General features: G+C 54.7%; 11 protein-coding genes. 3 read left to right on the top strand and 8 right to left on the bottom strand.

What is annotated here, in order from left to right:
* The first annotated feature begins 102 nt into the window (after positions 1-102).
* The 3 genes from rsuA (at position 103) to PUZ33_RS19855 (ending at position 2,645) form a co-directional block, all read left to right on the top strand.
* Entirely contained in the window at positions 103-810 is a 708-nt protein-coding gene (gene rsuA / locus PUZ33_RS19865) for a 16S rRNA pseudouridine(516) synthase RsuA (RefSeq protein WP_013097990.1), read from the top strand.
* Between the two features lie 15 nt (positions 811-825).
* Entirely contained in the window at positions 826-2,022 is a 1,197-nt protein-coding gene (locus PUZ33_RS19860; RefSeq protein ID WP_038420224.1) for a Bcr/CflA family multidrug efflux MFS transporter, read from the top strand.
* Positions 2,023-2,300: 278 nt separating this feature from the next.
* Positions 2,301-2,645 (top strand): YejG family protein, encoded by a 345-nt coding sequence (locus PUZ33_RS19855; RefSeq protein WP_058680879.1) that lies wholly within the window; start codon positions 2,301-2,303, stop codon positions 2,643-2,645.
* 3 nt (positions 2,646-2,648) lie between these two features.
* Here the strand turns inward: PUZ33_RS19855 and yejF are convergent, their stop codons facing one another.
* From yejF to PUZ33_RS19815, 8 genes are all read right to left on the bottom strand, one after another.
* Positions 2,649-4,238, bottom strand: a complete 1,590-nt coding sequence (gene yejF, locus PUZ33_RS19850) for a microcin C ABC transporter ATP-binding protein YejF (RefSeq protein ID WP_058680880.1) — start codon at positions 4,236-4,238, stop codon at positions 2,649-2,651.
* Position 4,239: 1 nt separating this feature from the next.
* Positions 4,240-5,265, bottom strand: coding sequence for an ABC transporter permease (locus PUZ33_RS19845; RefSeq protein ID WP_029883091.1), 1,026 nt, complete (start codon positions 5,263-5,265; stop codon positions 4,240-4,242).
* Positions 5,265-6,359: a microcin C ABC transporter permease YejB gene (locus PUZ33_RS19840; protein ID WP_029883090.1), complete on the bottom strand. Its 1,095-nt coding sequence runs from the start codon at positions 6,357-6,359 to the stop codon at positions 5,265-5,267. Before PUZ33_RS19840 ends, PUZ33_RS19845 begins: the two co-directional genes overlap by 1 nt.
* Positions 6,360-6,368: 9 nt before the next feature.
* Complete coding sequence (locus tag PUZ33_RS19835) at positions 6,369-8,174, bottom strand: extracellular solute-binding protein (RefSeq protein ID WP_020690112.1); 1,806 nt, start codon at positions 8,172-8,174, stop codon at positions 6,369-6,371.
* A gap of 74 nt (positions 8,175-8,248) precedes the next feature.
* The gene (locus PUZ33_RS19830) at positions 8,249-9,805 is read right to left on the bottom strand and encodes a cyclic di-GMP phosphodiesterase (protein WP_058680881.1); all 1,557 of its coding nucleotides are present in this window, start codon (positions 9,803-9,805) and stop codon (positions 8,249-8,251) included.
* Between the two features lie 128 nt (positions 9,806-9,933).
* Positions 9,934-10,503, bottom strand: a complete 570-nt coding sequence (mepS, locus tag PUZ33_RS19825; RefSeq protein ID WP_023619753.1) for a bifunctional murein DD-endopeptidase/murein LD-carboxypeptidase — start codon at positions 10,501-10,503, stop codon at positions 9,934-9,936.
* A 415-nt stretch (positions 10,504-10,918) separates the two neighbouring features.
* Entirely contained in the window at positions 10,919-11,632 is a 714-nt protein-coding gene (locus PUZ33_RS19820; protein WP_029883087.1) for a phosphatase PAP2 family protein, read from the bottom strand.
* A 33-nt stretch (positions 11,633-11,665) separates the two neighbouring features.
* Entirely contained in the window at positions 11,666-12,652 is a 987-nt protein-coding gene (locus PUZ33_RS19815; RefSeq protein ID WP_058680882.1) for a CobW family GTP-binding protein, read from the bottom strand.
* Between the last annotated feature and the right edge of the window lie 80 nt (positions 12,653-12,732).

Below are 12,732 nucleotides of genomic sequence, written 5' to 3'. Positions count from 1 at the left end.
CCTTGAGTGGCGCAACCAGACCATTATACTGAACCGTTCCTGACTGCTTCTTTTTCGGACGCATTGTCCGACTTCCAGCACCATTAAGGCTAAAAAGATTTCATGCGACTTGATAAGTTTATCGCTCAGCAACTCGGCGTAAGCCGTGCTATTGCCGGGCGCGAGATCCGCGCCAGCCGCGTTACCGTGGATGGCGACATTGTGAGAGACAGCGCGTTCAAACTGCAACCTGACCATCAGGTGGAGTATGACGGCAACCCGCTCACCCAGCAGCACGGCCCGCGCTATTTCATGCTCAATAAGCCGGAAGGCTACGTCTGTTCTACGGACGATCCGGATCACCCGACGGTGCTCTATTTCCTCGACGAACCGGTTGCGCACAAGCTGCATGCGGCTGGCCGCCTCGATATCGACACCACCGGTCTGGTGCTGATGACCGATGACGGTCAGTGGTCCCACCGCATTACCTCTCCGCGTCATCACTGTGAAAAAACCTATCTGGTGACGCTGGAATCGCCGGTGGCAGATGACACGGCAGAACAATTTGCCAAAGGCGTTCAACTGCATAATGAAAAAGACCTCACCAAACCGGCGGTGCTGGAAGTCATTACCCCGACCGAAGTCCGTCTGACCATCAGCGAAGGGCGTTATCATCAAGTGAAACGTATGTTCGCCGCGGTGGGTAACCACGTTGTGGGTCTGCATCGTGAACGTATTGGGGCAATTGAACTCGATCCCGATCTGGCGCCTGGCGAATATCGCCCGCTGACGGAAGAAGAGATCGCCAGCGTCGGTCTGCCCTCGCATTAATTTCAGGAGAACCCTGTGACCACCAGGCCACACTCGTCTTTCAAAATCGTGTTCATTCTTGGCCTGCTGGCCATGTTGATGCCGCTGTCGATTGATATGTATCTGCCTGCGCTGCCGGTGATTTCGGCGCAGTTTGGCGTACCGGCAGGCAGCGCACAGATGACGCTCAGTACCTATATTCTCGGTTTTGCCCTCGGCCAGCTGTTTTATGGCCCGATGGCCGACAGCCTCGGGCGTAAGCCGGTTATTCTGGGCGGAACGCTGATCTTTGCAGCCGCAGCCGTGGCCTGTGCGCTGGCACAGAGTATCGATCAGCTGATCGTGATGCGTTTATTCCACGGCCTCGCGGCGGCGGCGGCAAGCGTGGTGATTAACGCCCTGATGCGTGATATCTACCCGAAAGAAGAGTTCTCCCGCATGATGTCATTTGTCATGCTGGTGACCACCATTGCGCCGCTGGTGGCGCCGATGGCCGGTGGCGCGGTGCTGGTATGGTTCAGCTGGCATGCCATTTTCTGGATCCTGGCGCTTGCCGCACTGCTGGCCTCGGCGATGATTTTCTTCTTTATTGATGAAACGTTAGCCGTCGAGCGCCGCCAGAAATTCCACATCCGTACCACAATGGGGAATTTTGCCTCGCTGTTCCGCCACAAGCGCGTGCTGAGCTACATGCTGGCAAGCGGCTTCAGCTTTGCCGGGATGTTCTCCTTCCTGAGCGCCGGGCCATTTGTCTATATTGAGCTGAACCACGTTTCCCCTCAGCACTTTGGGTATTACTTTGCGCTGAACATTGTGTTCCTGTTCATCATGACTATCATCAACAGCCGCTTTGTTCGCCGGATTGGAGCACTGAATATGTTCCGTGCCGGGCTGTGGATCCAGTTTGTGATGGCTATCTGGCTGGTGGTCAGCGCGTTTTTCGACGTGGGCTTCTGGGCGCTGGTGGTGGGGGTTGCCGCTTTTGTTGGCTGCGTCTCGATGATCTCATCCAATGCGATGGCGGTTATCCTTGATGAGTTCCCTCATATGGCTGGCACCGCCTCATCGCTGGCGGGGACGTTCCGCTTCGGGATTGGTGCCGTAGTGGGGGCGTTACTCTCAATGGCGACCTTTAACACGGCCTGGCCAATGCTGTGGGCGATGGCGTTTTGTGCCACCAGCTCCATTCTCTTCTGTCTTTACGCCAGCCGACCGCGAAAAGCCGCCCATTAATCTGCACATCAGGCCCGATACGGGCCTTTTTGTTGACCCATATCAACCAAACTTGCGTTCGTTTACCCTGTGTTTGTTTCTTTTATGTAAAATCTATTTGTGTAAAAAGTCACATCATTGTATTTAAAAAGGTTGAGTTAGATCGCAGAAACGGGTACATATAGCGCCGACGCGAGCCTGGATACCTATAAAAAAGCGCTGAATAGTGCAGGTTGGCGATGATGTGTTACTATAAATGTAAATAAATTGTGAAGTAAATTTGCTTCCGGGGATCGAACGTGAATACATTACAACTCTCCATAGTCCATCGCTTGCCCCAGAGCTATCGCTGGTCGGCGGGTTTTGCAGGTTCGAAAGTTGAACCGATTCCGCAAAACGTTGCAGGTTGCGAGAATTGTCTGGTCGCGCTCAAACTGCTTAGCCCGAGCGATGAAGATGCATGGCCGGTAATGGAACGCTTAAGCCAGGCGCTGTCGGATATCGAAGTGGACAGCTCCGTACTGGAGTGTGAAGGCGAGCCGTGCCTGTTTGTTAAAAGTCAGGATGAATTTGCCGCAACCTGCCGCCTGAAGAACTTTGGCGTGGCCATTGCTGAGCCTTTCTCGGGAGAGTATCCCTTCTGAGTGCTAGTCTGCCGATAACAGCTGGCGCGTGTAGCTCTGCGTCGGTGCAGTAAATACGCGCTGGCACTCACCTTGCTCGACCACTTCTCCCTGCCGTAGCACAATCACCTGATGGCATAACGCCCGCACCACCTGTAGATCGTGGCTGATAAAGATATAGGCCAGCCGGTGCTTTTCCTGTAACCCTTTTAACAGGGTCAGGATCTGTGCCTGCACGGTTCTGTCCAGCGAGGAGGTCGGTTCATCCAGGATGATCAGCTCAGGTTTGAGGATCAGTGCGCGGGCAATGGCGATACGCTGGCGCTGTCCGCCAGAAAATTCAGCCGGGTAGCGGTGGCGCGTCTCGGGATCTAACCCTACCTCTGCCATCACACGCCTGACCTCATTTTCACGTTGCAGAGCCGTCAGGGTAGGCTGATGGACGCGCAATCCTTCTTCGATGATCTGCAAAATACTCAGCCTTGGATTGAGCGAGGAGTTGGGATCCTGAAACACCACCTGCATGCGGGGACGTACCGGCAGCATCTGCCGACGGTTCCAGCGGTGCAGCGGCATGCCGTCAAACAGGATCTCGCCCTGCGAGGCAATTAAACGCAGCAGTGCCAGGCCGGTGGTGCTTTTGCCTGAACCCGACTCGCCCACCAGTCCCAGCGACTCACCCGGGCGCAGTGAAAAACGGATGTTTTTCAGCATGGCGTTCTGGTCGACCACGCGGCGCAGAATACCTTTACGGATGGGGAAGGAGACAGACAGCCCCTCGACGTTCAACAACGGCGCGCTGTCCCCCTGAAGAGGCACAGGATCGCCAGCGGGTTCACTGTCGAGCAGCCGCTGCGTATAGGGGTGCTGAGGCGCGTTCAGCAGTGCGGCGGCGGTGTTCTGCTCTACACAGCATCCGTTTTGCATTACAGCGACGCTGTCGGCCAGCTTTTTCACTATGCTCAGGTTATGGGTGATAAACAGCAGACTCATGTTCAGCTCGCTACGTAGCTCCCGCAGCAGCTGCAAAATTTGCGCCTGCACCGTGACGTCCAGCGCGGTGGTGGGCTCATCGGCGATCAGCAGTTCCGGGCGCGTCAGTAGCGCCATGGCAATCATCACACGTTGACGTTCACCGCCGGAAAGCTGATGCGGGAAATCGCTCAGCCGTTTTGCCGCGTTGCGGATGCCGGTTCTCTCGAGGCAGTCGAGGATCTCCCCGCGCGCGGCCTCTTTGCGCATGCCCCGGTGCAGGGACAGCACCTCGTAAAGCTGTTTTTCCAGCGTATGCAGCGGGTTGAGTGAGACCATCGGCTCCTGGAAAATCATCGCAATTTTATTGCCGCGGACGCCCCGCAGGGTCTGTTCGTCGGCGTGCAGCAGCGAGCTGCCGTGAAACAGAATATCTCCTTGCGGGTAGCTCACTGGCGGAGACGGGAGCAGGCGCAGAATGGAGAGTGCCGAGACGCTCTTGCCGGAGCCGGATTCCCCCACCAGCGCCAGCGTTTCGCCACGCTGGATCTGCAGCGACAGATCGCTGACCACGGTGCGCGTCTCACCCTGTTTCGAAAAGGCAATCGACAGATTATCGATACTGAGAAGGGGCTGCGTCATGTTACACCGCCTTGTTGGGATCGAAGGCGTCGCGCACGGCTTCGCCAATAAAAATCAGCAGTGAAAGCAGTACCGCCACGGAAAGAAAGGCTGTAATGCCCAGCCACGGTGCCTGCAGGTTGTTTTTGCCCTGCAGCAACAGCTCGCCGAGCGAGGGGGAACCGAGCGGTAGCCCGAAGCCCAGAAAATCGAGCGAGGTGAGGGTGGTGATGGAGCTGCACAAAATAAACGGCAGAAAGGTCAGTGTCGCCACCACGGCGTTCGGCAGCATATGGCGGAAGATGATCCCGCGGTCGCTCACGCCCAGTGCCTGTGCGGCACGAATATAGTCAAAATTACGGGTGCGCAGAAATTCTGCGCGCACGACGCCCACCAGCGCCATCCAGCCAAACAATACGGTGATCCCCAGCAGCCACCAGAAGTTTGGCTGCACCACGCTCGACAGCAGGATGATCAGAAACAGCGTTGGCATACCTGACCACACCTCAATCACGCGCTGACCCCAGAGGTCAATTTTACCGCCATAGTAGCCCTGGACGGCACCTGCCACCACGCCCATCACGCTGGAGAAGAGCGTCAGCATCAGCCCAAAGAGGATCGAAATTCGGGTACCGTAGAGGATGCGCGCCAGCACGTCGCCACCGTTGGCATCCGTTCCCAGCCAGTTTTGCGCGGACGGGGGAGAAGGGAAGGGGGTCGTGGTGGCGAAATTGATACTGTTGGCGCCAAAACGGATCGGGGCCCACAGTGCCCAGCCGTGTTGATCAATCTGCTGGCGCAGCCACGGATCCTGATACTCCGCCGGTGTTGCAAACGGGCCGCCAAAGTCACTTTCACTGTAGTTGTTAAGCACGGGTACATACCAGCGGTCGTTGAAATGCACCAGCAAGGGTTTATCGTTGGCAATCAGCTCTGAGCACAGGCTTAACACAAACAGGACGGCAAAAATCCATAACGACCAGTAGCCACGACGGTTGTGGCGAAAACGGGCCCAGCGGGCCTGATTGACGGGGCTTAAACGCGGCATCATCGGCCCTCAAAATCGATTCGGGGATCGACCAGCGTATAGCTGATATCACTGACGATATTCAGCAGCAGGCCAATCAGGGTAAAAATGTAGAGTGTGCCAAACATCACCGGATAATCCCGCGACACGGTGGCTTCATAGCCCAACAGCCCCAGACCGTTAAGCGAGAACATCACCTCAATAAGCAGCGAGCCGGTAAAAAACATACTGATGAACGTGGCAGGAAATCCGGCAATCACCAGCAGCATGGCGTTGCGGAACACGTGCTTCCACATGATCTGTTTTTCACCCACGCCCTTCGCGCGGGCGGTGACGACATACTGTTTGCGGATTTCATCAAGAAAGGCGTTTTTGGTCAGCATGGTCAGGGCGGCAAATCCGCCAATCACCGTTGCCAGCACCGGCAGCGTGATGTGCCAGAGATAGTCGGTGACTTTCTGATACCACGGCAGGGTGCTGAAATCGGCGGATACCAGCCCCCGCAGCGGGAAGAGATCGAAATAGCTGCCGCCGGCAAAAAAGACAATCAACAGCACAGCGAACAGAAACGCCGGAATGGCATAGCCGATGATAATGAACGTGCTGCTCCAGATATCAAAACGGCTGCCGTTGTTGACCGCTTTGCGGATCCCAAGCGGAATGGAAACCAGGTAGATAATCAGCGTTCCCCACAGTCCCAGGGTGATCGACACCGGCAGGCTTTGTTTGATCAGGGTTAAGACCGAGGCACTGCGGAACAGGCTATCACCAAAATCAAACCGGACGTAATCCCACAGCATTTTGAAATAGCGCTCGTGAATCGGTTTATCAAAGCCATAGCGATGGGTGATCTCGGCAATCACCTCCGGATCCAGCCCGCGGCCGCCGCGATAATGGCTTTCGCTGATATTCCCTACGCCCGTTTTGGCATGGCTTGCGCCCATTCCTTCTCCGCCACCGCCGGGCATCCCGCCGCTGGTACCAAATTCAATGGCCGCAATCGCCTGATCGACCGGCCCGCCGGGCGCGATTTGCACAATAAAAAAGTTAATAGTGATGATGGCCCACAGGGTTGGGATGATCAGCAGGAGACGGCGGATTAGATACGCACCCATGATGATTCCTTATCGCCGCTCAGCTGGGAGTCTGGCGGCTTTGTTAACGTCATACCACCAGGTATCGAAGCCCAGCGAATAGATCGGGCGCACGGCAGGCAGCGAAAATTTGTCCCAGCGGGCAAGACGATCTTCACCCATATACCACATGGGCAGCATGTAGTAGTTCCAGGTTAACACTCTGTCGAGGGCGCGTCCTAATGGCAGGAGCTTCTGTTTATCGCCCTGTGCCGCCACGATCTTTGCAATTAGCGCGTCAACGACCGGGCTTTTTACCCCCGGCGCATTGTACGAGGAGTCGATGTAACTGGACGCCCAGGAAATCTGCAGGTCGGAGCTTGGCCAGGGCTGCGCGGGCCACAGGCTCTGCATCATATCGTAATCCCGGCTGCGCTTGCGGTTGGTCAGCTGGGCGATATCCACCTGGCGTATGTTCATTGTGATCCCCAGCCGGGCCAGGTTGTGCTTAAACGGCAAAACCCACTGATCGTTTGCCCCTGACGCGATCAGTAGCTCGAAGCTCAACGGTTTTCCCGTTTGGGCATTGACCCGTTTTTGATTTTTCAGGACCCAACCGGCCTCATCCAGCAGTTTGCTGGCTTTCAGCAAATTGTCACGATCAAAGCCGTTGCCATCGGAGGTGGGGGGATCAAACACGGTGGTAAACACTTCCGGCGGCAATTGTGCTTTGAAGGGGGCCAGCAGCGTCAACTCGTCGGCATTGGGGTAAGCGCGCGCCGCGTATTCGGTATTCTGAAAATAGCTGTTAGCGCGGCTGTAGGCGCCATAAAACAGCGCCTTGTTCATCCACTCAAAGTCAAAGGCCAGGGTAATGGCCTGACGTACCCGGCGGTCGTTAAACACCGGGCGCTGAATATTAAACGCCAGCCAGCGCGTGTCCTGGGCAGAGCTATTTTTGTGCTCGTCCTTGACGATGTAGCCTTTGGCGAAGTTTTTACCGATATAGCGCGTGGCCCAGTTTTTAGCGCTGCTCTCCAGGCGTAAATCGAAGGCTCCGGCCTTAAAGGCCTCAAAAGCCACGTTATCGTCCAGGTAGTAATCATAGCGAAGGGTGTCGAAATTCCAGCGCCCCCGGTTTACCGGCAGGTTGGCGGCCCAGTAGTCTTTTACACGGGAATAGACCACATACTGCCCCATGCGCCAGTCGGTGATGCGGTACGGGCCTCCTGCCAGCGGCGGTGTGGAGAGCGGGTCGCTCAGCTTATGAGCTTTCCAGAACGATTCAGGCATTACGGGCAGGGAGAACAGGCTCAGCATATTCTCTTTATTCGGCTCGCTCAGCTCAATGCGCACGGTGAGCGGTGCGATGGCCCTGACCGACGCGCCTTTGTAGACAATACGGAACTGAGGAACGCCTTCAGTCATAAATTTATGAAACGTAAAGGCGACGTCGCTTGCCCTGACCGGCGAACCGTCATGAAAACGCGCCCGCGGGTTAAGCGAAATTTCCGCCCAGGCAAAATTATCCGCATACCGCACGTTTTCGGCGATCAGCGGATAGTAGCTTCCGGGCTCATCATCAGACGTGACAAACAGGGTATCGTAGAGAGATTCTGTGCGCGCCGCGGCCACACCGCGCAGGGCAAAGCGGTTGAAGTTATCGAACGTGCCGGTGGCGGAGAGCGTCACATTCCCGCCTTTCGGCGCGGCAGGGTTGACGTAATCATAATGGGTGAAATTCACCGCGTATTTCGGTTCACCAATCACCGCAAACGCAACGTCTTCTTTGATGGTTTGCGCCTGGCTGGACAGGGCCGTCAGTGCCAACAGCAACAGTATGAAGCGCATAAACATCTCGCGACAGCTCCCTCTTTAACAGACCGGCTCAGTTAAGCTGAATAATAAGTGACGTCACGGGCAATGTGAAATTATTCGCCAGCGTGCGTCAGGTCGGGCCGCCACTCACGGAACTGCTCCAGCGGCATCGGACGGCTAATCCAGTATCCCTGCAGGAAGTTAACGCCATGTTCGCGCAGCCAGGCCGCCTGTTCCGGCGTTTCCACGCCCTCTGCGACGGTGGACATGTTCAGCCGTCTTGCCAGCATCAGTACGGCATCAAGCACCGGTGAGGTGACGGTTTCTGTCCCGATGGCGTTAACAAAACCCCGGTCGATTTTGATGTAATCCATGGTGAAATGTTCAAGATAGATCAGCGCACTGTGGCCGGTACCAAAATCATCGATCGCTATCTCAAACCCTTCGTTGTGCAGCCATTCGAACAGGTTGTTGGCTTCACGGTGGTTGAGCATGTCGCGCTCGGTAATTTCCAGCACCAGCTGGAAGTGATCCGGCGGCAGTAACTCTTTAAACGTGCGCATATCATCTTTAAAGCTGTCGGCGTGCAGGTGCCCCGGCGCAATGTTGATACCGAGTTTTGCGCCCGGCGGCAGTTGGGTCTGTAATACCGGCGCATCGTGAATGATAAGGTCAAACAGATGCAGCGTGAGCGGAACAATCAGCTGCTGCGCTTCAGCAAAATTGATAAACGCATCAGGGGGGATCTCACCCATGGTGGGGTGCTTCCAGCGCATCAGGACCTCAACCCCCCGCATTTTCAGATCTTTTGCATCCACCACGGGCTGATAGACCACATAAAATTGGCCGCGCTTAATGGCGCTGAGGATCTCTTTGCCGGGATTTACGCGGATGGTGAGGATATAGAAATTCAGCGATCCTGCCGCAATGCCGCACACCAGCCCAAAGAAGAGGGCGTAGAGGATTTCGTCGCTTGTCCACTTGTCAGCGTACAGCTTAATGGTCAGCGGCACGGCCTTAAGCGTGGCGGTACGCTCGGGCACGGCATGTAAATCTTGCGCCCTGACCAGGGTACTGGACATGGTGGACAGCGCCATATCACCGATGATGATGGCAATCCCTGCGAAGTCGTCCTGGCGCGCGGTATAAAGCAGGTAGGGGGTCAGATTGAGATTAACTGACGTAAACACCCCGCCGTCTTTAACCAGAGGGTTTCGGTACCAGATGGCAATGGCGGGTTTATTCGGCAGCATAGGCGTGCCCGGCAGTAATGCCATATCAATCTTCTTGTTGATGTGCAGCTCAGGTATAAGGGCTTCCATCGGCGTATCCATCGGCCCGGTGGCCGACGAGCAGAAGGCGATTTTGTCCCTGACCAGCAAGAACGCGCGCACATTGAGGCTGAAGGCCGCGCGCGACGTCAGCTCGGCATTGACGTCATGGCAGCTGTTCAGCGTGAGGGGCTGAAGAACATCGATAGAGGTTTTCAACTCTTCGAAATAGCTCTCCATGTAGAGGCTCACATCGGTAATCAGGGTGTCGAACCGGACTTCCCGCTTGTGGTAACTCCAGAAAAATTGCAATGAACCCAAAAGCAGGGCAGTGACCAGACCTGTAATAATACTGAGGAACAGTATCTTGCGATGACTGGAAAAGTAGCGGGTGAACATAGACGTCGTGGTTCCTGAATTGCCGCTGGATGTATTCAGTGTAACGGGCAAAAAAAAACACCGCCGAAGCAGTGTCTTTTTTTCATCATATCGCCAGCCAAGGGATAACCAACGATACAATCATCATATTAACTGCGGGTCAGTACGCGACGCGCTTCGTTGTAGCGCTTCTTCCAGTATGGCTCGTTCATGCTGGAAATGGTCACACCGCTGCTGGTGGAGGCATGTACAAACTGGTCATTACCAATATAGATGCCCACATGTCGACCCGTTGAACCGGCACGGAACAGAACTAAATCACCGGTGCGCAGTTTTGTACGTGAAATCGACTTGCCCACTTCCTGCTGTTCGTAAGTTGAACGCGGCAGGTCTAACCCAAACTGCTCACGGAAGGTACGCTGTACAAAGCTGGAACAATCGATACCTTTTTTGGTGCTGCCGCCCAGACGATAACGCACGCCTTTCCAGTCAGCATACTGGTCCATAATACGGGACTTCACGTCCAGATTACGTACCATATTTTCAAATTCATCCTGAGAGGCTTGCAGTGACGAGGAATCTTCCATTCCCACAACACGCGTCTCAGGATGCATGTTCTTTGCGGTGTTCGATGTACTACATGCAGACAACAGTACCGCAACTGCTATCGCCGGGATCCCCCGCAAGATATATCTCAAAATCGGTTGAGATTTGACCATTTTGTTTATTTTCCCTTGAAGTCCTTAACGACAAATATCGTTATAAAAATGCCAAACGTGACGAGACTAATTATCTGTTCACAATGAGACAATTCTTTCTGGTCACATTTGTGGCGCAGCGCACAAATTTATTCACCAAGGAAATAATTATCTCTATGGGGCAAAACGAGTTCGAGATTAACCGATTGCCAGGGCTATTGCGAGTAAAAAAAGCCTTTTTTTTATAAGAAATTGTGATACAGAAAGTAAAAATCCGGCATTGCTTAAAATGCAGTCAGATCCGGCGCTTTATCACGCAATTGATTCATTTTTATCATGAAAGAGATGACGGGAAGATGACAGTGCGAAACGATCGTGGCGGGAGATCTATCAGGGATCGCAATGATCCCTGATAGCGGACGTTAATTTTGGTTAATTATTTGTTTAATGCTTGTTGCTTTTTACCCGGCAGATAGCGATCAAACAGGGCTATTATCCGGTCGCTCAGCGGTGTCATCAGACACCACGGTAACGCGACCAGCGCAACAGAGAGCGAGCCCACGGCAATATCGGTGAACCAGTGTGCGCCAATCATTACGCGAGGGAAGGCGAAAACCACAAAAATAATCAGGGCTATGGCGAACGCCTTCCTGCCGAAATAGCGCAGCATAACTGCACAAAAAATAAGCAGCATCATGCCGTGATCGCCAGGGAAACTGGCCTTAGAGGCATCTTTCGTTGGAATATGCAGCAATTCGCTGACGCGATAAATATCGGTAAAGAACAGCGTTGGGCTTGAGCGCTTGACCGGAATAATAGCCGTAGCCAGTTGGTTAATGGCGACAGCCAGCAGCAGCATCATCAGACCAATAATCATAATGCGGCGACGCCCGGTTTTGTCCTCTTTCAGCCAGAAAGAGAGCATCAGGCAGCCCATCGCCACCAGCGAACAGCCGTCAAACGCGCGGTTGTTGGTAATCGCCACCAGCCACAGGAAGGCATCACTCTTCACCAGAGCCTGGTTAAAGAAATGGAAGATGGCAGAATCCAGCGGAAACCAGAAACCGTGATCCACCGGGATATACCAGGAGAAAAAGAGCGCCAGTCCGGCGACATTGAGCAGCAAAATCAGGGGAATTCGAGTTGTCATAACATTCAGCATACAGGGAAATCAGGGGCAACGTTAGCCGCCCGAACTTAAACGAAGCTTCAACAGGCTGGACTGCAGGGCATTCCAGTCGGTGTTAACCGCACTAATTAACTCTATTCGGCTATCCGGGGGCGCAACATTCTGCGTTTCAATAAAAAAATCTTCACCCTGACGGTTGATGCGCACCAGGCCGTCGGGGGTGCGCATAATCCCCTTAACGCGATCGACCGGCGCCAGTCTTGCCCACTCAAGCATGCCTATGGTGTCGAAAACGGTGTCGGCATCAAAGATCCACCCGCAGGCCTGATGACCCTGACCGCTGTTGAGATTACGTCGCCAGCGCTGGTGTTCCGGCAGGCTCAACGCCGCCAGACCCTGCTTTGCGGGATGACTATGCGCATGCTCCGCACTGGCTGGCAGCTCGGTGAGGTTCAGGCGTGGCAGGTCGAGCAGGGCGACATCCATCTTCCCCTGAGTGGTTTGTACCCGCTGACGGTTGCCCCCGAAATGTTGCCACCAGGCATCGAATGCCGCCTGGCTTTCAGCCGTGGCCCGATCTTCTTTATTTGCGACGATAATATCTGCGCAGGCGAGCTGATCGCGGAAGTTGTCGTTGGCTACCGCTTTTTCATCCAGCAGCTGTCGCGGGTCGAGCAGGCAAAGCGTGGCGCGTAAGTCTATCCACGGCTCGTAAACCGGTGCGGTGAGTAAATCAAGAATTTGCTTCGGGTGGCCAAGCCCCGTCGGTTCAATCAGCAGGCGGTCGGGTTTACCCTGACGCAGCAGCGTGTTCAGCCCCACCTGCATGGGCAGGCCATTCACACAGCACATGCATCCGCCCGGGATCTCTTTGATCATGGCGCCGCTGTCAGACAGTAACGCGCCGTCAATACCGACTTCACCGAATTCATTGACCAGTACGGCCCATTTTTCTGCCGGATCTTTATTGGCCAGCAGGTGGAGAATTGAGGTGGTTTTCCCGCTACCGAGAAAACCGGTAATAAGGTTGGTCCTGGTCACGTGCGCTCCGGTAGATAATTGTGATGATGTAACAATTATCTCTCATCCTGACGAAAAAAGGGCGCAATGAGAAGAGGAAG

Origin of the sequence: Enterobacter cloacae complex sp. 2022EL-00981, assembly GCF_028737495.1 — a bacterium.
GTDB classification, from domain to species: Bacteria; Pseudomonadota; Gammaproteobacteria; order Enterobacterales; family Enterobacteriaceae; genus Enterobacter; species Enterobacter cloacae.
The sequence above is the reverse complement of the archived record's forward strand: the minus strand, read 5'-3'. Positions and strand labels throughout refer to the sequence as shown.